14 protein-coding genes are annotated in these 19558 nt (G+C 51.3%); 3 read left to right on the top strand and 11 right to left on the bottom strand.

What is annotated here, in order from left to right:
• Window positions 1–39 precede the first annotated feature (39 nt).
• Both uca and atzF read left to right on the top strand, forming a co-directional pair.
• Entirely contained in the window at window positions 40–3654 is a 3615-nt protein-coding gene (gene uca / locus KXJ70_RS03995) for an urea carboxylase (protein ID WP_219042155.1), read from the top strand.
• Window positions 3651–5450 carry an allophanate hydrolase gene (gene atzF, locus KXJ70_RS03990; RefSeq protein WP_219042154.1) on the top strand — a complete coding sequence of 600 codons (1800 nt, stop codon included), beginning with the start codon at window positions 3651–3653 and terminating at the stop codon, window positions 5448–5450. Before uca ends, atzF begins: the two co-directional genes overlap by 4 nt.
• A gap of 61 nt (window positions 5451–5511) precedes the next feature.
• On the opposite strand, the gene KXJ70_RS03985 is transcribed toward atzF, so the two are convergent.
• The gene (locus KXJ70_RS03985) at window positions 5512–5913 is read right to left on the bottom strand and encodes a carboxymuconolactone decarboxylase family protein (RefSeq protein ID WP_219042153.1); all 402 of its coding nucleotides are present in this window, start codon (window positions 5911–5913) and stop codon (window positions 5512–5514) included.
• A gap of 207 nt (window positions 5914–6120) precedes the next feature.
• On the opposite strand from KXJ70_RS03985, the gene katG reads away from it, so the two are divergent.
• Window positions 6121–8289, top strand: a complete 2169-nt coding sequence (gene katG, locus KXJ70_RS03980; RefSeq protein WP_219042152.1) for a catalase/peroxidase HPI — start codon at window positions 6121–6123, stop codon at window positions 8287–8289.
• Between the two features lie 134 nt (window positions 8290–8423).
• Here the strand turns inward: katG and KXJ70_RS03975 are convergent, their stop codons facing one another.
• From KXJ70_RS03975 to KXJ70_RS03930, 10 genes are read right to left on the bottom strand one after another with little or no spacing between them, the layout of a single operon-like run.
• Entirely contained in the window at window positions 8424–9647 is a 1224-nt protein-coding gene (locus KXJ70_RS03975; protein ID WP_219042151.1) for a CaiB/BaiF CoA transferase family protein, read from the bottom strand.
• Window positions 9644–10117 carry a hotdog family protein gene (locus tag KXJ70_RS03970; protein WP_219042150.1) on the bottom strand — a complete coding sequence of 158 codons (474 nt, stop codon included), beginning with the start codon at window positions 10115–10117 and terminating at the stop codon, window positions 9644–9646. The genes KXJ70_RS03975 and KXJ70_RS03970 overlap by 4 nt, the downstream gene beginning before the upstream one ends.
• Entirely contained in the window at window positions 10114–10653 is a 540-nt protein-coding gene (locus KXJ70_RS03965) for an FAS1-like dehydratase domain-containing protein (RefSeq protein ID WP_219042149.1), read from the bottom strand. Before KXJ70_RS03965 ends, KXJ70_RS03970 begins: the two co-directional genes overlap by 4 nt.
• Window positions 10650–14159 carry an indolepyruvate ferredoxin oxidoreductase family protein gene (locus tag KXJ70_RS03960; protein ID WP_219042148.1) on the bottom strand — a complete coding sequence of 1170 codons (3510 nt, stop codon included), beginning with the start codon at window positions 14157–14159 and terminating at the stop codon, window positions 10650–10652. The genes KXJ70_RS03965 and KXJ70_RS03960 overlap by 4 nt, the downstream gene beginning before the upstream one ends.
• The gene (locus KXJ70_RS03955; protein WP_219042147.1) at window positions 14156–14893 is read right to left on the bottom strand and encodes an enoyl-CoA hydratase/isomerase family protein; all 738 of its coding nucleotides are present in this window, start codon (window positions 14891–14893) and stop codon (window positions 14156–14158) included. The genes KXJ70_RS03960 and KXJ70_RS03955 overlap by 4 nt, the downstream gene beginning before the upstream one ends.
• Window positions 14890–15702 carry an enoyl-CoA hydratase/isomerase family protein gene (locus tag KXJ70_RS03950; protein WP_219042146.1) on the bottom strand — a complete coding sequence of 271 codons (813 nt, stop codon included), beginning with the start codon at window positions 15700–15702 and terminating at the stop codon, window positions 14890–14892. The genes KXJ70_RS03955 and KXJ70_RS03950 overlap by 4 nt, the downstream gene beginning before the upstream one ends.
• A 3-nt stretch (window positions 15703–15705) precedes the next feature.
• Window positions 15706–16602: an SDR family NAD(P)-dependent oxidoreductase gene (locus tag KXJ70_RS03945; RefSeq protein ID WP_219042145.1), complete on the bottom strand. Its 897-nt coding sequence runs from the start codon at window positions 16600–16602 to the stop codon at window positions 15706–15708.
• Complete coding sequence (locus KXJ70_RS03940; RefSeq protein WP_219042144.1) at window positions 16602–17714, bottom strand: acyl-CoA dehydrogenase family protein; 1113 nt, start codon at window positions 17712–17714, stop codon at window positions 16602–16604. Before KXJ70_RS03940 ends, KXJ70_RS03945 begins: the two co-directional genes overlap by 1 nt.
• A gap of 59 nt (window positions 17715–17773) precedes the next feature.
• A complete protein-coding gene (locus KXJ70_RS03935) occupies window positions 17774–18376 on the bottom strand; it encodes a TetR/AcrR family transcriptional regulator (RefSeq protein ID WP_219042143.1) in 603 nt (200 codons plus the stop codon).
• Entirely contained in the window at window positions 18373–19557 is a 1185-nt protein-coding gene (locus KXJ70_RS03930; protein WP_219042142.1) for an acyl-CoA dehydrogenase family protein, read from the bottom strand. The genes KXJ70_RS03935 and KXJ70_RS03930 overlap by 4 nt, the downstream gene beginning before the upstream one ends.
• Window position 19558: the final 1 nt, after the last annotated feature.

The raw sequence follows: 19558 nt of genomic DNA, 5'->3' as shown, positions 1-19558 counted from the left end.
GTCGTATGACATAACGGGACGGCCCGTTACCGGATTGCTATGTTCCAGAAAGTATTAATCGCGAACCGTGGCGCCATCGCCACCCGTATTATTCGCACACTCAAAAGCTTCAATATCACGGCCGTCGCGGTTTATGCCGAAGCCGACGCGCGCAGTCTCCATGTTCGCAATGCCGACGAAGCCTATAGCTTGGGCGACGGCGCAGCGGCCGACACCTACCTGAATGCCGATAAAATCCTGGCCATCGCGAAGGAGTGTGGCGCAGAGGCAATTCACCCCGGTTACGGTTTTCTTAGTGAAAACGCGAATTTTGTTGGCGACTGTGAGACAGCTGGCATCACGTTTATTGGGCCGACCGCCCAGCATATGCTCGACTTTGGTTTAAAGCATCGCGCGCGTGAAATCGCCGAATCGGTCGGCGTGCCGCTGCCACCCGGCACGGGTTTGTTAAATGATTTAGATAGCGCGGTTAGCCAAGCCTCGGTTATTGGCTACCCGGTAATGTTAAAGAGCACCGCCGGCGGTGGTGGCATCGGTATGCAGGTCTGCCACAGCGAGGCAGATTTGCGCAGTGGTTTTGAAAAAGTTAAAAAATTAGGCGGCAATAATTTTTCAAACGACGGTGTATTTTTAGAAAAATTTATTGCCCGCGCTCGCCATATCGAAGTGCAGGTGTTTGGTGATGGCTACGGTCAGGTCGTTGCCATTGGCGAGCGAGACTGCTCGGCGCAGCGCCGAAACCAAAAAGTGGTGGAGGAATGTCCGGCACCGAATCTGCCTGATTCAGTGCGGCATTTGCTGTATACCCAAGCCGAAGATTTGCTGTCGGCGGTTAAATACCGCAATGCTGGCACGGTGGAATTTATTTACGATCAAGACAGTCGCGAATTTTATTTCTTAGAAGTAAACACACGCCTGCAAGTAGAGCACGGCGTGACGGAAGCGGTTTGGGGTATCGATCTGGTGGCGTGGATGTTAATGCTGGCCAGTGGTGATTTACCCGACCTTGCCGATTTGCGCAAAAAACTGGTTCCTAAAGGTCACGCCGTACAAGTGCGGGTTTACGCCGAAGATCCCTATCAGCAATTTCAGCCCTGCGCGGGCTTGCTCAGCAAGGTTAAATTTCCTGAGGCTGATGGCTTGCGCATAGATCACTGGTTGGATAGCGGCATTGAGGTGTCGCCGTACTTTGATCCGATGTTGGCTAAGATTATTTTTCATGCCCCCGAGCGGCGTTTGGCGCTGCAGGGCGTGGCGGCGGCGCTAGATAATACTGAGCTGTATGGCATTGTCAGCAATAGGGAGTATCTGCGAACTTTGCTCGATGATCCCTTGCTAAAAGAAGGTTTGGTCACCACGCGCTATTTAAATGATTTTCAGTGGCAGCCAAAGCGGATCACGGTGTTGCAAGCGGGTACTCAAACTACCGTGCAGGATTTCCCCGGCCGCAGTGGTTACTGGGATGTTGGCGTGCCGCCGTCTGGCCCCTTCGACAGTTACTCTTTCCGCTTGGCAAATCGCTTGTTAGGCAATGACGAGCGCGCCGCAGGTTTAGAGATAACCCTGCAAGGCCCGAGTCTGCAATTTAGTATTGCCACCGATATTGTCGTGGGTGGTGCAGACATACCCGCTACGGTGTTTGGTGGTTCGGCCGGCTCGCAGGGACTGGCGATAGCAAGCTGGCAGGTCGTGCGCATTGAGGCTGGTCAGACCCTAACCCTTGGTCGCATTAGCGCCGGTGCCAGGGCGTACTTGGCTATCGCCGGCGGTATTCAATGCCCGGAGTATCTGGGATCACGCTCTACCTTTACCCTGGGGCAATTTGGTGGTCACAGTGGCCGTGCCTTGCGGGTGGGTGACGTTTTAGAATTGAGCGACACGCCCGCACAGATTCACAGCTTGCCCGAACAACTCAAGCCACAGATAAGCAATGACTGGACTCTGCGGGTAATCTACGGGCCGCATGGCGCGCCGGACTTTTTTACTAACGCAGATATTGAGGCGTTTTTTTCTGCGAGCTGGGAAGTGCACTACAACTCCAGCCGCACCGGTGTGCGCTTAATCGGCCCTAAGCCAACATGGGCGCGGGACAGCGGCGGCGAAGCGGGTATGCACCCGTCTAATATTCACGACAATGCCTACGCTTTTGGCACGGTGGATTTCACTGGCGATATGCCGGTTATTCTCGGCCCGGATGGCCCGTCATTGGGTGGCTTTGTGTGCCCCGCAACGGTGATAAGCGCCGACCTATGGAAGCTTGGCCAGCTGCGCGCCGGTGATAAATTGCGTTTTGTGGCGGTGACGATTGACGATGCGGTTGCGGCCGAGGCAGCACAGCAAGCTAGTATCAACACCTTGGCAGGTGATATGCCCGCCGTGACATCACTCAAGGAATTACCCTCACCCATCGTTCAGCGCTTGAGTGCTGACGAAGTCGGCGACGAGGTTGTGTATCGGGTTGCTGGCGATCATTTCCTATTGGTTGAATACGGCCCCCTAGAATTAGATATACGCCTGCGTTTCCGCGTCCACGCTCTAATGCAGTATTTGCAGAAGAATCCGGTGGACGGTGTGCGGGAATTAACCCCCGGTATTCGTTCACTACAGTTGCATTACGATTCCCAGCGTATCTCCTTGGCGGAATTACTGGCGGTGCTGAGCGCGGCTGAACGGCATCTCGCAAGCCAACTTGAACAACTAAATGTGCCGTCGAGAACCGTTTACCTGCCGCTGAGTTGGGACGACGAAGCCTGTCGCCAAGCCATTGCGAAATATCAGCAATCAGTGCGCGAAAATGCGCCATGGTGTCCAAGCAACCTTGAATTTATTCGCCGTATAAATGGCTTAGCCAGTATTGATGCAGTGAAAGGCATTGTTTTCGATGCCGCGTATTTGGTGATGGGTTTAGGTGATGTGTATTTGGGCGCGCCGGTGGCTACGCCAGTTGATCCGCGCCATCGTTTGGTGACCACAAAATACAATCCGGCACGAACCTGGACGTCGGAAAACTCGGTGGGTATCGGCGGTTCCTATCTTTGTGTGTATGGCATGGAAGGGCCGGGTGGCTATCAATTTATTGGTAGAACTCTGCAAATGTGGAATCGGTATCGGCGCACGACGGAATTTACCGAACCGTATTTACTGCGCTTCTTCGACCAAATTCGTTTCTACGAAGTGAGTCAGGAAGAGTTGCTACAAATTCGTGATGACTTCCCCTTGGGTAAATATTCGCTGCGCATTGAAGAGGGCGAATTTTCCTTGGCGGATTATCAGCAAATGCTGGCTGATAACTCATCTGAAATTACTGTACATACCGAGCAGCGCGAGCAGGCTTTTGCGGAAGAATTAGCACGCTGGCATGCCGATGGCCAATTCCATTACGAGGCGCCTGAAATTGATGACGCCGCCGATGTGGTCAGTTTGCAAGAGGGCGAAATTCCCGTAGATAGTTCCGTCGCTGGCAGCGTGTGGCAACTGCTAGTCAAAGAGGGCGACGTGGTTGAAATGGGACAGCCATTGCTGCTGCTGGAATCGATGAAGATGGAAATAGCTGTGTTTGCGCCACAGGCGGGACGGGTTAAAAAACAATTATTACGCGAGGGTGCGCGGGTGAGTGCCGGCCAGTCTGTGCTTATTTTGGAGGAGTTGTCATGAACCTTTCACTGACTGAATTACGAGCGGCCTATACTGCTGGCACTGTCACACCGCGAGATGTAATGGCGATGATTGGCGAGCGCTGTGAACAATATCGTGACCATAATATTTGGATTCATCAGCTTACGGCGACGGAGCTAGAGCCATACTTAAAACGCTTGGAAGCTAGTTCGCCATCTGCCTTACCCTTATACGGTATTCCCTTCGCCATAAAAGATAATATTGATTTGGCGGGAGTGCCGACAACAGCTGCCTGCGAGGAATTCACTTACACACCGGAACGCTCTGCATTTGTGGTGAAACACTTGATTGAGGCGGGGGCAATTCCGGTTGGCAAAACCAACCTCGATCAATTTGCGACAGGCTTGGTGGGCACGCGCTCACCCTGGGGCGCATGCAAAAATAGTTATGACCCGAGCATGATTAGCGGCGGCTCAAGCGCGGGGTCGGCGGTGTCGGTGGCGCTGGGCATGGCAACATTCTCATTGGGAACCGATACCGCAGGGTCTGGACGGGTACCGGCCTGCTTTAATAATTTGGTGGGGGTAAAACCCAGTATCGGTTTGCTCTCTGCCAGCGGCATGTTACCCGCTTGTCGGTCTTTAGACTGCATCACCATTTTCGCCCTGCAGTGCGACGATGCCAATGCGATTTTAGCGATCGCCGAGGGCGAGGATGCCACTGATGCCTATAGTCGCAACAACCCCTTTGCCAATCACGCAAGACATTATGGGCTGTGGCAGGGTAGCGTGCGGATGGGTGTATTGCCCGCCGAGCAGCTCGCCTTTTTTGGGCATGAAGAATACGCACAAAGCTATCAAGCGTCTTTGGCAGCGATCGCCGCGAGCGGTGTGGAATTGGTCGAAGTTGATTTCTCACCGTTTATAGAAGCGGCACGTTTGCTATATGAAGGCCCTTGGGTGGCCGAGCGTTATATAGCGACTTCGCCGCTTATTCAGAAGCGTCCGGAGGCCTTGCTGGATGTTACCCGAACTATTATCAGCGCGGGTGACAAAGGCTCTGCGGTCGATGCTTTTCGCGCCCAGTATCGTTTAAAGACATTGCGCAAAGCGGCAACTGCCGTGCTAGAAAGCGTCGATTGTTTGCTTACCCCCACCGCTGGTCGGCCCTATCGTATCGACGAGGTGAATGCAGACCCCATCACCCTGAACAGTAATTTGGGCTACTACACCAACTATATGAACCTTTTTGATTTGGCCGGAGTCGCGGTGCCAACAGGCTTTACTGCAAGCGGCTTTCCCTTTGGCTTAACCCTAGTGGGTGAAGCCTTCACCGATAGGCGTTTGCTGTCGGTGGCCAACCGTTTGCAGCAGCTCTTCCAGTTGCCGCTAGGAAAGGGGCAGGGCGACTACCAGCCCTTGGCTTCAGTGCCTGTTAAAGATCAACAAACTATTTCCGTTGCGGTGTGCGGCGCTCATTTAGAAGGGCAGCCGCTAAACTGGCAGTTGACAGAGCGCGGTGCCTATTTGCTGTCTAAAACCATGTCGTCGCCTGACTACAAACTTTACGCCCTAGCCGGTGGCCCGCCGTTTAGACCGGGTATGGTTGTTGCGTCTGTGGGGGAAGGCCGTGCCATAGAGGTTGAAGTGTGGGCGGTGCCTACCGCAGAGTTTGGCAGCTTTGTTGCGGGAATTCCGGCGCCCTTGGGTATCGGTAAAGTCACCCTGCAAGACGGCAGTCAGGTAAGTGGCTTTATCTGCGAGGCATCGGGCTTAGCCGGTGCTGAAGACATTAGTCATTTCGCTGCCTGGCGGAAATATCTCGCGGCAAAATAAATCCCTGCTAGTACCCATCTTGGCGGCCATCTATGGATGGCTGCCAAGATGAGAGCAATCTCTAATCCTCTTTTTGCTCAAGCGGCCAAAGGCCGTTTTCCTCCAGTACGCCGCGCAGGGTAAGCAGCGCATTATTCATGGCCGGAAAGCCCGCATAGACGCCAATCTGGAAAATAGACTCACTAATTTCCTGAGGCGTGCAGCCAATATTGAGGGCGGCGTGAATATGGAGTTTCAGCTCATCTTGTTTGCCCGTCGCGCTTAGCGCGGCAATAGCTACTAATTGGCGGGTGGTTTTGGCTAATACATCCCGCGCATACATATCCCCCACCACAAAGCGGGACATCTCCTTGGCCAGATTCTTGTCGAAGCTCAGCCATAACTCATAGGGCTTTTCGTCTGCGTAGCCGCTGAATAGCGCAGCTGCGGTGTCTTTGATTTTCTTTGTCTTGTCGTCGGGCATGATGTGATTCCTTGCTGGTCTGCTTCTGCACAGATAGTAACAGGCCCAAGCTCATGATAAAGGAACATTCCTAGCGTATGGCGGCCTCAATCTAAGTCCAAGAGTTAAAAGCTATCGTAATGATTGAAAAGTACAGTTGGATAGCTTGCTAGCATGGGGCTATAACTATGCCTGATAGAAAAATTATTCATCTCAAGGGAGAGCGCTATGTCGAATAACAAATGTCCGGTGAACCATACCGCAGGTGCTGGCACAAGCAACAAGGATTGGTGGCCGAATCAGTTACCGTTAGAGATTTTGCACCAGCAGTCCGCTAAATCTAACCCCATGGGTGATGATTTTAACTATGCCGAAGAATTCAAAAGCCTCGATTACGATGGTTTGAAGGCGGATATCGCCGCACTGATGACCGATTCCCAAGATTGGTGGCCCGCAGATTTTGGTCATTACGGCCCCCTGTTTGTTCGCATGGCCTGGCACAGCGCAGGTACTTACCGTATTGCCGATGGTCGCGGTGGCGCGGGCAGCGGCAGTCAGCGCTTTGCGCCCTTAAATAGCTGGCCAGACAACGGCAATCTCGATAAAGCACGCAGATTGCTGTGGCCGGTAAAGCAAAAATACGGCAAGAAAATATCGTGGGCAGATCTGATGATTCTGACCGGCAACGTCGCGCTGGAAACCATGGGTTTTAAAACCTTTGGCTTTGCCGGTGGCCGCGAAGATATTTGGGAACCAGAGTTAGACATTTACTGGGGTGTGGAAGGGGAGTGGTTAGACGACAAGCGTTACTCTGGCGAGCGCGATCTTGAAAACCCGCTGGCTGCGGTGCAGATGGGCTTGATTTATGTCAATCCAGAAGGCCCGAATGGTCAGCCTGATCCACTGGCGGCGGCGAAAGATATTCGCGAAACCTTTGCGCGCATGGCAATGGACGACGAAGAAACGGTGGCCTTAATCGCGGGCGGTCACACCTTTGGTAAAACCCACGGTGCCGGTGATGCCGCCCTTGTTGGCGCAGAGCCAGAGGCGGGAAGTATTGAACAGCAGGGTTTTGGCTGGAAAAGCAGCCACGCCAGCGGTAAGGGCGCCGATGCCATCACCAGCGGCTTGGAGGTGACGTGGACGAGTACGCCAACCCAGTGGAGCAATAACTTCTTTGAGAACCTGTTTGGCTACGAATGGGAACTGACCAAAAGTCCAGCGGGTGCGCATCAGTGGCAACCCAAAAATGGCGCGGGCGAAGGTGTGATTCCAGACGCCTTTGACGCGACTAAGCGCAAAGTGCCGATGATGCTGACCACCGACTTGTCGCTTCGCGTTGACCCAGCTTACGAGAAGATCTCACGGCGTTTTTACGAGAACCCCGATCAGTTTGCCGATGCCTTCGCCAGAGCGTGGTTTAAATTAACTCACCGCGATATGGGGCCGCGCGCGCGCTTCCTTGGGCCCGAAGTCCCAACCGAAGAGTTGATCTGGCAAGACCCGATTCCAGCGCTAGATCACGTCTTGGTGGATGACAGTGATATAGCCGGATTGAAGACAAAGATTGCCGCTGCCGGTTTGTCGGTTGGCGAGTTAGTCTCGACCGCGTGGGCGTCTGCGGCCACCTACCGTGGTTCAGATATGCGCGGTGGCGCAAACGGCGCTCGCATTCGCTTGGCACCGCAAAAGGACTGGGAGGTCAATCAACCTGCGCAGTTAGCTAAGGTTCTCAAAGTGCTTGAAGGTATTCAAAGCGACTTTAATAGCGGCGGCAAAAAAGTCTCGCTGGCCGATTTAATTGTGTTGGCCGGTGGGGTCGGCATCGAACAAGCGGCTAAAAATGCGGGGCAGACAGTAAGCGTGCCGTTCACTGCGGGACGTATGGATGCCACTCAGGAACAAACTGACGTGGATTCTTTTGCCGCTTTGGAGCCGATTGCCGATGGCTTCCGCAATTACGTTAAGGGTCGCTACTCAGTTCCTGCAGAGGCATTGTTAGTAGATCGCGCACAATTGATGACCTTAACCGCGCCAGAAATGACCGTGCTTGTCGGCGGTATGCGGGTTTTGGGCACCAACGTTGGCGGCACCCAGCACGGCGTGTTTACCAACAAAGTCGGCGCGCTTAGCAATGACTTCTTTGTGAACCTGCTAGACATGAGCATCGAGTGGAAAGCGACTTCGAAAACCGAGGAGGAGTTTGAAGGCCGAGACCGCAAAACCGGAGACCTTAAATGGACGGCAAGCAGAGCAGACCTCGTGTTCGGGTCTAACTCACAGCTGCGTGCAGTGGCAGAAGTCTACGGTAGTTCAGATGCCCAGGCTCGGTTTGTAAAAGACTTTGTGGCGGCGTGGACGAAGGTCATGAATGCAGATCGCTTTGATCTTGCTTAAAACACGCTTAAGAAAATTGCCAATTCACTGAAAGATTTAATCTGTGGTGATTCTGGTAATATCAAAAAAGGAGCTCAGATTGGGCTCCTTTTTTTTAAATGCTCAGCGTAAATTGTCCTTATTTTTAATTCAGCCTAAGTAATTATCTTTGACTCTGTCAACGCCGAAATTTTTTCTTCTGAATAATTCAATATTGATTTTAGAACTTCGCCACTATGCTCTCCAGCCGTCGGCGCTTTGGATGGAATTGGTAGGTCTTCGTCACAAAAGTGAACGGGGAAGGGCAGCATGTCAGCAATATGTTCTTTGGCGTTTAGTAGCGGAAAGCGAGTTTGGAAATGAGGGTCCGCCAATAAACTTTTTGGCGTGTTGACTGGTGCAATAGCGGTGTTGTATTCGCTGGCGAATTGCATCCACTCTTGTGTGCTTCGTGTTTTGAATATGTTTCGTAGTAATAATTGAAGTTCTCTATTGCCTACGGCGTGATCTCCGTATTGCTTGCCGGGCCATTTTTCGAATAGCTCAGAATGACCTACGCCGTCGCAGAAATTTCGCCAAAATTCCTGTTCTGAAGCCATAAAAAGTACATGACCATCGCGACTTTCGTAGTACTGATATCTAACGCCGTGGCGCATGCCGGCGGTGCCTGGCTCTCTTCGTTCGTGATTGTCTGACTTATTTCCACTTACTTCAGATTGGGGGCGCTCATAGGCTTTCCATGTCTCTGAACGCAGGCGATCAATATAGGCTGCACCATCGGATTGGCCGATATCGAGTTGTGCGCCTTGACCAGTACGTTTGCTTCTCAGCAACGCCGCGCAAATTGCCATTCCCGCATATACTGGTGCTGAATGCATGCCGACGGAAGGGTGCTCAGGAATATTGCAGAAGCCTTCGTCATCGTATTCTGGCTTCACTAGCCCGGCCCAGCTGTCGAATGCAATACCGTGGGCGGGCATGTCGCGATAAGGCCCAGTCATTCCGTAACCAGATATACAACAGAAAACGAGATCAGGCTTGATGAGTTTCAGGTTTTCATAAGATAAGCCTCGGCGGGCTAATGCACCCGGACGCATGGCTTCGATTACCACGTCTGACTTTGCTACTAGTTCTTTAAATATTCTAACACCATCCTCCTGCCGCAAGTCGAGTACGAGACTCTTTTTGCCGCGGGAGACTTCGTGATGCATAAGAGAGCTGCCCTCAATAATTGGCCACGTCAACTCCCGTACGTAGTCTCCTCCCGGGGCTTCAATTTTAATGACTTCTGCACCAAGATCAGCAAGATGCGCAGCGGTTGCGCCGGGCGCTAATAGAGAGCAATCAATTACCCGGATTCCTTCAAGTGGTGCGCTCATGGTTGCCACTCCTTGCCCCGGCGCCGCCAAGGGTTATCGTATATTGTTTTGGGTAATGCATAGCGTAGGACACATTCTGTCGCGATGCTTTCTCCTGCGTGTATTTGTAGATTTACATTGACCCAGCCGCACCCGGTACTATCAATTGATTTACCTTCTACTTGGCCGTTAATAATAAATGCACTGTTCGCATAAATTGAATTCTTCATGGTAAAGCCCATGCGCCCAAGTCGACCTCTCGGGCCAGACCAGTCACTTAAAAATCGCTCAAATAATGCGGCTTGGTGTGGTGTGTTCAGAAAAATATCCTGATGCCCAGCTTGCTCGCTTACATAGTGGAAGTCGTGATGCAGTGGCGAGTAGTCGCGGCTCGCTAGTGCCCCACTGACGATATCAGTACAGCTGATATTGACTTCTAGTGATGCTATGTCATCGCCAATGTGCACATTTTCGTAGAGTAAGGTTTTCATGGCGCGCTGGTTTCCGAATCGCGTGAGGGGGTGGGTTTGCAGTACCCATAGCAATTAAAAAGCTCCTCACCGACTAACTCATTTAATTGATTTAGGTACTGCACCTCAATTTGCCAGAACCTGCCTCGTCCGAGACGGGTTGTTTTTTCGTCACTGATTGACCGTAGCGTTTGGTGTGAGCGCAGTCGGTCGCCTACTTTCACGGGGGCGTGAAAAACGGATTCGAAACTACTAATAATAGCGCTAGGATAGTCGAGTAAATGTTTAAGGTCGTAGTGTAGCTGCAATGAATTAAATTCTGTTTGCCTGTCTGGCGACCAACGCTCTGGGCGAGTCCACGTAGATAGCATTGCAGCTGGCGCAATTTCTGCGCCTGCAATCTGATTCGCTGCATCAATGCTCCAGTATGCCGGATTGGCATTTTTCACTGTGGCGCAGAGTGCTCGAATATTGCTGCTGCTCACAATATTGTCTGCAATATTGTCATATTGAGGCTGGTTGATGAGCGCTTGTACCTGGCTAGGCAAGTTCTTCATGGCGAGACTTTCGCCTTTTCTATTACCTGCTTTCCGCCGTCTTGATACTCTGCGAGTAAACGCATTTTCTCGACCTCGGCCCGATGTAGATGTTCCTCTTTAACCACGTCATAACCTCTGATTCGTTCTGGCAGGCAAGCTAATTTTACTGCCAATGCGTGGTTGTCTTTGGTCAACGTTGGCAGAAGGTCCTCTAGCATGGTTTTGTATTCACTTATTAATTGGCGTTCCTGACGGCGGTGTGTTGAGTAGCCAAAGATATCCAGTGGCGTGCCGCGTAAGACTTTTAAGCGAGCTAGTAATTTGAACGCGCTTAAGATCCATGCGCCAAACTCTTTTTTTGCATAGCGCCCCGTGTTTGGATCGCGGCGCGATAGCAGCGGCGGTGCTAGATTAATACTTAGTTTGAAGTCGCCGTCGAATTGATCGCGTACGCGAGCCATAAACTCTGGGCGGGTGTATAGCCTTGCCACTTCGTATTCATCTTTGTAAGCGAGTAATTTGGAGTAGTAACGAGCTACTGCTTTGGATAGCGGGCCGTGGGTGCCGGTAACGTCTATTTCGGTCGCGACCACTTTATCAACTAGGGCTTTGTATTGTTGAGCATAGGTCGGGTCTTGGTAGTCGCTAAGCCACTCTACGCGCTCAGCTACAAACTGCTCCAATGTGTCAGCTTGCACTAAGCGTACTACCTGTGAAGGCGTCAATAGATCTTCTAATTTCTCAGGCGATACCACTGACAATCTGCCGAGTCGGAATGCGTGGAGGTTCATTTCTATTTCGGCGCCATTGAGGCGAATCGCTTTTTCTAGTGACTCTTGCTTTAAAGGAATGAGGCCTTGTTGATAGGCAATGCCGAGTAAGAATGAGTTTGCTCCAATCGCGTTACCAAGTAATTTACTGGCGATACCCGTTGCATCAATGCCCCAAGCTTGGCCATTGCGGGTGCGGGTCTGCAGGGCTACTTCCATTTTACTGCTGTCAAAGCTCAGGTCAGCATTGCTTGCAAAGGCGTTTGTTGGGGCGATATAGCTGTTATAAACCACGGAGGATCGATTTTGAGATAGTGTTGGTAGGACTTGCCCGCTGGATGCGACGACTAAGTCTGCGGCAAGTACTAAATCTGCAGCTCCTTCGGGGATGCGTGTTGAAAGCTCTAATTGACCTTCGATAGCAAGACGGATATGGCTTGTAACGGGACCATTTCGCTGGGCGAGACCGGTTAGGTCTAAGACAGAGCACGCCTTCCCTTCCATGTGCGCAGCGACACCTAACAGCGCGCCGAGGGTAATGATGCCGCTGCCGCCAATGCCAGCCACTAGGATGTTACAGTCACCGCCGGAAAGTTTGCTCACCGGCTCTGACAATGTTGCAAAGAGGGTGGGGTCAATATCGCCGGCCGCGTTCGTGGAGGCGCGTAATTTTCCTCCAGTGACGGTTACAAAACTCGGACACATGCCTTTTACGCAGGAGAAATCCTTGTTACACACAGATTGATTAATTTTGCGCTTGCGGCCAAAGCGCGTTTCTACCGGTTCGATAGCAATACAGTTGGACTGCACTCCGCAGTCGCCGCAACCTTCACAGACATCTTGATTAATGAAAGTCCGCTTGTCGACATCAGGATATTCACCGCGTTTGCGCAGACGTCTACGTTCAGTCGCGCAAGCCTGTTCATAAATGATCGCGGAAGTACCTTTTACGTCGCGAATTTGTCGTTGAAGTTGATCCAACTCATCGCGATGGTGGAAGCTTGTAATTGAGGGGAATTGGCTGCGGTCATGGTGGCGGAGGAGATCATCAGTAACCAGTGCAATGCGCTGTACACCTTCTGCGTAAATTTGCTGTGCCACGTGGGGCGCAGTGATTTCGCCATTGAAACTTTCCCCTTCGATGGGTTGCCCGCCGGTCATAGAAATGGCGCCGTTCACTAATATTTTATAAGTGATGTTGGTCTTTGCAGCGACGTTTGCACGGATAGCTAGTAAACCAGAGTGGAAATAAGTGCCGTCACCCATATTCTGGAACACGTGATTCCGTTTCATGAAAGGCGCCTGGCCAATCCAGGTTGCGCCTTCGCCTCCCATGTGGGTCAGTCCTACAGTGTTGCGACCGGGCAGCCAGACGGCGAGTCCGTGACAACCAATACCGCCATGAGCGACGGAACCCTCCGGTACTTTGGTCGAGGTGTTGTGTGGACAACCGGCGCAGAAACTGGGTAGTCGAGCGAGCACTCCCTGATTTGCAGGCAATTGTTTCTGTGTTGCTAAATTTGTTTCTAGGTCGAATAGATTCTGTTTGAGTTGCTGTGTGTTTTCGCAGCGAGCGAGGATTTCACCGGTTAGTTTTTGCGCGATGATACCCGGTGATAATTCGCCATTAGAGGGCAACAGCGGTTTACCGTGGAGATCAAATTTACCAATTACTTTAGGGCGTAGGCTGTCACTTAAGTTGATAAGTAATGCCGCAATTTGCTCCTCAATAATGGGCCGCTTTTCCTCTATCACCATTAATGTTTCGCAGTTGCTGGCAAATTCTTTAAGGCCCTCAGGCTCAAGAGGCCAAACCATTGCCACCTTATAAACCGCAATGCCTAGCTGCTCTGCCTCGGTTTCATTAATGCCAAGCTGAGAGAGCGCATCCATTAAATCTAGGTAGGCCTTACCTGTAGTGACAATGCCAAGCTTTTTGGAGCCACCACCGAATTTTGTTATATCTAGTTTGTTGGCGCGGACAAATGCTTTTGCCGCTTCCAGTCTTTCAAGCATTAAAGATTCGGACTGAATTGGTATCAGTCCCTGCTGCAAGTTTAAGCCGCCAGCAGGTAGTGGGTAATCTTTGGGCTCAGCAATGCATACGCGCTCGGGGTCTATCGATACTGATGCAGACGCTTCGACGGTGTCGGTGACGCATTTAAAACCTATCCATGCACCGCAATAGCGAGACAAGGCAAATCCGTAGAGGCCATAGTCTAAATACTCCTGTACAGAGGCAGGGTTCAGAATTGGCATACCGAAATGAATAAGTGCGTGCTCACTCTGATGAGCGGTAGTTGATGATCGAGCGGAGTGATCGTCGCCACATAGGACTAAGACACCGCCGTGCTTAGATGCGCCAGCCCAGTTGCCATGTTTGAGAGGATCACCGGATCGGTCGACGCCAGGACCTTTGCCGTACCACATAGAAAATACACCGTCGTAAAGTGATTCACCTATGCTCGAAACCTGTTGGCTACCCCACACAGCGGTAGCGGCGAGATCTTCGTTAACACCGGGTTGGAAGTGGATCTGGTGCTCCTTTAGATATTTCTCTGCTTGCCACAGCGCTAAATCGTAGACACCAAGCGGCGAGCCTCGGTAGCCCGAAATAAAACCGGCAGTGTTCAAGCCTTGTTTAGCGTCTCGCTGATTCTGCATGATGGGTAGTCGGGTAAGTGCCTGGGAACCCGTTACGTAAATTCTGCCTGAGGTTGCCGTATATTTATCTGATAGTGAAAAGTCGCTCACTGTATTACCTCGTTGGCTTGTTTCAGCTTGTTTGAAAGTGTTTTTTCGTTTGCCAGTGCTTGCTCAAGGCTGGACTCACAGCCTGCACTGAGAGCACGCTTTATGTAGGCGACCATGTTGGTTTTACAAGCATCAACACCGCGGGCAATTTCCAGTGCTCTTAGTAGTACTTGATCACTTGGGACGGCCTCATTTACTAGGCCAAGTTGTTCGGCTTTTTTACCGTTCAGCCTTCGGTCAGATAACAGCAGCTGCTTCGCCTGAGGTTCGCCGATTAGGTGAGGCAAAAAGTAGCTCGACCCCAGTCCAGGTAGGATGCCTAGCTCGGCAAAATTGAATACCAGCTTGGAGTCGGTCGCTGCGATACGTATATCAGCCGCCAGCATACCGGTCAGGCCAATGCCTGCCGCGGTGCCGTTAATAGCTGCAATCGTAAGCAGCGGTAGGGAGGCAAATTCTTGAGTAAAATTGGCGATAAAGTCTTCTTCGCCAAGTAGTTTGCCACAATGCCCGCGCTTGCCTTTTAAGTACTCTGTGTCTGCTCCGGCACAAAATGCACTGCCCTGACCGGTGATAACTATTGCATTTATCGCGCTATCCCTTGCCGAAAAACGAAGCGCATGGACAAGCTCCTCACCCATATCTGGCGTGTAGGCATTGAGTTTGTCGGGACGATTCAGCGTGATGATGGCTACATGGCCATCGCGGGAAAATAGTATTTCTTGATAGTTCATTGGTTTTTGCCATCAAGATTTATTCTGCTGTAGCTTTGCCAAACGGGCGGGCGTTTTTCAAGAAAGGCGCGCGCGCCTTCCTCGCAATCTGGGTGCGAATTTTGCGCCATGATTAGATCCCATGCGTTTTGCAAGGCATCATCGAGGCCTTTATTTTCACCACTCCAAATTGCTTGCTTTGTGCGTGCTATAGCGGAGGGGGAGTTTGTTTTAATCATGTTCGCGACGTGCTGTGCTCGCGCCATTAATTCGGCGCTGGTAACCACTTCGCCAACTAGGCCGAGCTCGAGTGCCCGTTTTGCTGACATGCGCTCATTGCCGCCTACCAGCATCATGCGCAATACCGCTTCCATGGGCATCTTGCGGGCTAGGGAGACAGGCTCTAAACCGGCGACTAACCCTACTTTGACATGGGTGTCGAAAAAGGTAGCGCTGTCAGCTGCAATAACGATATCGCTATCGGCGACAAAGTGCAGTCCGCCGCCCACTGTCATCCCGTTTACGGCACAGATAACGGGTTTCCATACTTTGTTTTGCAGAGAGGTCCAGCGGAAAGATTCGAGTGAACCATAGCGTCCATCGCTGTCTGTCTCTGGTAAATCTGACAGGTCGGCGCCACTGCAAAACGTTTTATTTCCATCACCGGTGATAATAGCAACTAAGGCGGATTCGTCTTGCTCGAACATTTGCCACAGCAATGGCAGTTCGCGGCTCATCACTGAATTAACCGCGTTGCGGGCCTCAGGGCGCTGTAGGGTGATTGTTGCTATACCATCTGCGACGGTGTAGTTGAGCGTTTCGAATACCATGAGTTAGTCCGCCTTTGCGGGTGGATACACACCGCCATGGAATGGATACGGGTTTCCTAAAATGCCAAAGTTGCCGAATTGCTGAGGCATGACTTGCTGAAATTGTTCGCGCACGGCCGCGACAGTCCAGCCATTTTTCATGGTTAGGGTTTTTCCGTAGTGCGGTTGAACCATGTGTGAAAGACGTTCACCACCTACACCAAATATTTGGCCACTGACATTGATGGCTTCGTCTGATGCGAGATAAGCCGCTAGCGGGGCATTGCGCTCAGCTTGCCAAAGCGCTTGTGGTGACTGACCGTTTTGATCTGCCATTAGGCCGGCGGTCATTTGGGTCATAGCAACTGGGCAGATACCATTGACACGTATACCAAGTCCCGCGAGTTCAATAGCCCAGGTATAGGTCATTGAGGCGATAGCGCCTTTCGCTGCGGCATAGTTCGTTTGGCCAAAATTACCAAAGTGTGAACCGGAGCTTGTATTGATAATTGCGCCACCTCGACCTGCTGCTTTCATTGCAAGGGCCGCGGCTTGGCTACACCAAAAAGTCCCTTTCACATGTACCTGCCAGACTGCATCAAATTCTTCGTCAGTCATTTTAAGAAATGAGCGGTCACGCAGATTGCCGGCATTGTTCACAATGACATCGATAGCGCCGAAGGCCTCTATGCAGTGATCTATCAGTGCTTCTGCACCGCTGCGACTAGCGATATTATCGATATTGGCACGGGCGTCTCCCCCTGCAGCAAGTATCTCGGTGGTAACAGAATTAGCCGCTTGGGTATTGATATCGTTCACGATAACTCGTGCGCCTTCGCTTGCCATTAACAGTGCGTGAGCACGACCAATACCGCCACCAGCGCCGGTAACAACTATAGACTTATTGGCGAGTAGTCCCATTAGCCGAATACCTTTTGTGCAACTCGATGTTCCAGATAGTCCGGATCCCAATGCATTAATTGCAGGTGTTTCGCGCGACGATAGTAGAGCTGGGGATCTGCCTCGGCACTAAAGCCCATCCCGCCATGAATCTGTACGCTGTCAACAGCACTGCGTCTAAACACGGCAGTTGCATGTAACTTGGCCATCAGTGCCAATTGCTCCCATTCTTCGCCGGCATCGCAGGCCCATGCAGCTTGATACGTTAGATAGCGAGCGCCTTCAATTTCAGTCGCGCGGTCTGCAAGGTAGTGGGCTATCGACTGAAACGAGCCAATAGGTTTGCCAAACTGCTGTCTTACTTTGGCATACTCATTTGCCATAATGAGAATACGGCTTGCGCCTCCTACCGCTTGCGCTGCAGTAGCAATGATTCCTTTCAGCATTGCCCGATCCCAACACCCCGCGATATTCTCGTTGCTACTGAGTCGATTTTCTGCAGACACGTCAACTTCTTCTAACGTGACAGAGAAGAGATTTTGATCTGCATGGTTTGCTTGACGGTGCAAGATTAGGTTGTCGGCAGGAATAAGAAGAAGGTGAGTGCCTTGATCTTCGTCGCGCGCGAGGACGATAAACGCATCTGCACTATTGGCGTAGGGTACCAGCATCTTTTTCCCGTTTATTACCCACCGTTTGTCGCTCTTACTTAGTCGTGTCGAAATGTGGGAGAGATCGTTCCCCGCCTTAGCTTCCTGCCAGGCCGGTATAATAATTTTGTCACCGCTCGAGATTGCAGAGAGCCATTGTGTTTTTTGCGCGTCGCTACCTGCGCCAGAAAGTAATGCCGCGCTGATAACACAGCAGTCTAAGTGAGGAGATGGGGTTAATGTGCGGCCGATTTCCTCGTGGACTACTGCGGTTTCAAGCGCCCCAAGTTCGGCACCGCCATATGCTTCGCTGACCGATAGACCGCACAAACCCAAGTTGGCAGATTCACACCAAAACTCACGGCAGAAACCTGTATCACTTTTTTCAAGTTCACGTACTGACAGGCTTGTGTGGAAATCATCGCACAGGCGAGCCGCTGACTCGCGTAACATGATTTGTTCTTCAGAAAAATCAAGATCCATTCTGCTGCTCTCGTATGCCGACTTAAAATTAATGTTGTGACTGCCGATTTTCTTGTGGTCTATTTTTGTAAAAGTGATGCAAGTACAGTTTCTACGACTTTAGTGATGTACTTTTTAGTAACAGGCTTGTGCATGCTGAGAATACGAAGCTGGACTGGCCCCATGACTAAGTCGCAAATAAACTCGACGTCGGTTTTTTTTTCCAATTCGTTGTTTTCTATTCCAAGCTTGATAATGCTGCGCAGTGGGTCGCGGCGTGCTTCTATTAATGGCCCAAGATATTTATCAAGTTCGGGGTTGTGTTGGCGCTCTGCTTCCAGTGCTGGTAACACGCCACCCAATGCGGTGTTTTGTAAAAACTGACTGTATTGCCAAATAAGCTCTATTAAGCTCTCCACCATATTTTGCTTGTTGGGAATAGTGAGGGGCGTGGTTAATTCGAAGGCGGCAATAACCAGGTTTTCTTTTGTGGGCCAGCGTCGGTAGATTGTTGCTTTACTGGCATTCGCCATAGCAGCAACCTTATCGACTGTTACTTCGGTGTACCCGCCTTTCGCCAATAACTCTAATGTCGCTTGGAGGATCGAGTTCTCTGAAGCTTGGCTGCGCGGTCGACCGCGTCCGCGTTTTGGCGCCGCTTTGGGAGTAGTGTCTTTTGTCATGATGGTAACCCTAGCCCTCGACGGGCAATAATATTTTTCTGAACTTCGGAAGAGCCGCCGCCGATGGTGTCAACGACGGTTGCCCGATAGGAATGTTCCCATTTTCCGTGGGCTGGTGCATCTTCTGATTCATGTCTAAGTAAGCTCATGGGGCCTAAGGCATCCATGGCTAGGTTTGCGAGCCGTCGCCCGAGTTCAGTACTATAAAGTTTGTACATCGCCGCTTCTACTGTTGGAACTTGTTCTTTACGTGCTGCTGAGATGACCCGCCGTTGGAGCATCTTCGCAGCTTCGAGCTCAGCGGCGATACTGGCGATCTTACTGCGGATGATGGGATGTTCCGAAAGCGGTTTGCCGTTTCGTTCGGTATTTTTTAGTGATTCAATCAAGGCGTTAAACTTGGAAAAAATTGGCCCAACGGTATAGAGAGTGAAGCGTTCATAGTCCAGGGCCTCGCAGACATACAGCCACCCCTTGTTAACTTCGCCGACCAGATAGTCGCCGGGCACGGTAACGTTGTCAAAAAATACCTGGTTAGTGCGGTGGTCACCCATGGTTTCAATGGCAGTCACGGTTAACCCTGGATGGTTCATAGGAACTAGAAAAACACTTATGCCTTTGTGTTTGGCTACATTTGTATCGGTACGAGCCGCAACCCAATACCAGTCAGCAAAGTGGGCGGATGTGGTCCACATCTTTTGCCCGTTGAGTACCCAGTCGTCTCCAACTGCGTCTGCCTTTAGGCGTAAAGATGCTAAGTCTGAGCCGGCTGAGGGCTCGGAATAGCCTAGGGCAAACTCGATTTCCGCGTTCAGAATTTGGGGCAAAAATTCCTGTTTAAGTTTCTCTGAGCCGTGAGCAATAAGTGTTTTACCAATACAACCTACACCTTTACCTATCAGTGGCGCGCCAACCGTGGCGAGTTCCTCGTTAAGCAGGTAGTCGTATATCCCTTCTTTGCCTTGTCCGCCGTATTGCTCTCCCCATGACATGCCCAAATATCCGGCTTTTGATAGGCGCCGGTTAAACGCTCGGCGTTCTTCACTATCGGAGAGGGAAGAGTCTGCTTCGCGGTTAGGATTAAATACATCATCCGCCCCAGGTAGTTGCTTCTGCTCTTCAATAAAGGCCTTAACCTCGGCGATGAAGTGTTCTTCACGTTCTGAGAATCGAAAGTCCACT

Origin of the sequence: Zhongshania aquimaris, assembly GCF_019312595.1 — a bacterium.
GTDB classification, from domain to species: domain Bacteria; phylum Pseudomonadota; class Gammaproteobacteria; order Pseudomonadales; family Spongiibacteraceae; genus Spongiibacter; species Spongiibacter aquimaris.
The sequence above is the reverse complement of the archived record's forward strand: the minus strand, read 5'-3'. Positions and strand labels throughout refer to the sequence as shown.

Bases quoted from the DNA above. Each gene is read 5' to 3' on its own strand.
- uca (WP_219042155.1), top strand. From the start codon at position 40: ATGTTCCAGAAAGTATTAATCGCGAACCGTGGCGCCATCGCCACCCGT.
- atzF (WP_219042154.1), top strand. From the start codon at position 3,651: ATGAACCTTTCACTGACTGAATTACGAGCGGCCTATACTGCTGGCACT.
- KXJ70_RS03985 (WP_219042153.1), bottom strand. From the start codon at position 5,913: ATGCCCGACGACAAGACAAAGAAAATCAAAGACACCGCAGCTGCGCTA.
- katG (WP_219042152.1), top strand. From the start codon at position 6,121: ATGTCGAATAACAAATGTCCGGTGAACCATACCGCAGGTGCTGGCACA.
- KXJ70_RS03975 (WP_219042151.1), bottom strand. From the start codon at position 9,647: ATGAGCGCACCACTTGAAGGAATCCGGGTAATTGATTGCTCTCTATTA.
- KXJ70_RS03970 (WP_219042150.1), bottom strand. From the start codon at position 10,117: ATGAAAACCTTACTCTACGAAAATGTGCACATTGGCGATGACATAGCA.
- KXJ70_RS03965 (WP_219042149.1), bottom strand. From the start codon at position 10,653: ATGAAGAACTTGCCTAGCCAGGTACAAGCGCTCATCAACCAGCCTCAA.
- KXJ70_RS03955 (WP_219042147.1), bottom strand. From the start codon at position 14,893: ATGAACTATCAAGAAATACTATTTTCCCGCGATGGCCATGTAGCCATC.
- KXJ70_RS03950 (WP_219042146.1), bottom strand. From the start codon at position 15,702: ATGGTATTCGAAACGCTCAACTACACCGTCGCAGATGGTATAGCAACA.
- KXJ70_RS03945 (WP_219042145.1), bottom strand. From the start codon at position 16,602: ATGGGACTACTCGCCAATAAGTCTATAGTTGTTACCGGCGCTGGTGGC.
- KXJ70_RS03940 (WP_219042144.1), bottom strand. From the start codon at position 17,714: ATGGATCTTGATTTTTCTGAAGAACAAATCATGTTACGCGAGTCAGCG.
- KXJ70_RS03935 (WP_219042143.1), bottom strand. From the start codon at position 18,376: ATGACAAAAGACACTACTCCCAAAGCGGCGCCAAAACGCGGACGCGGT.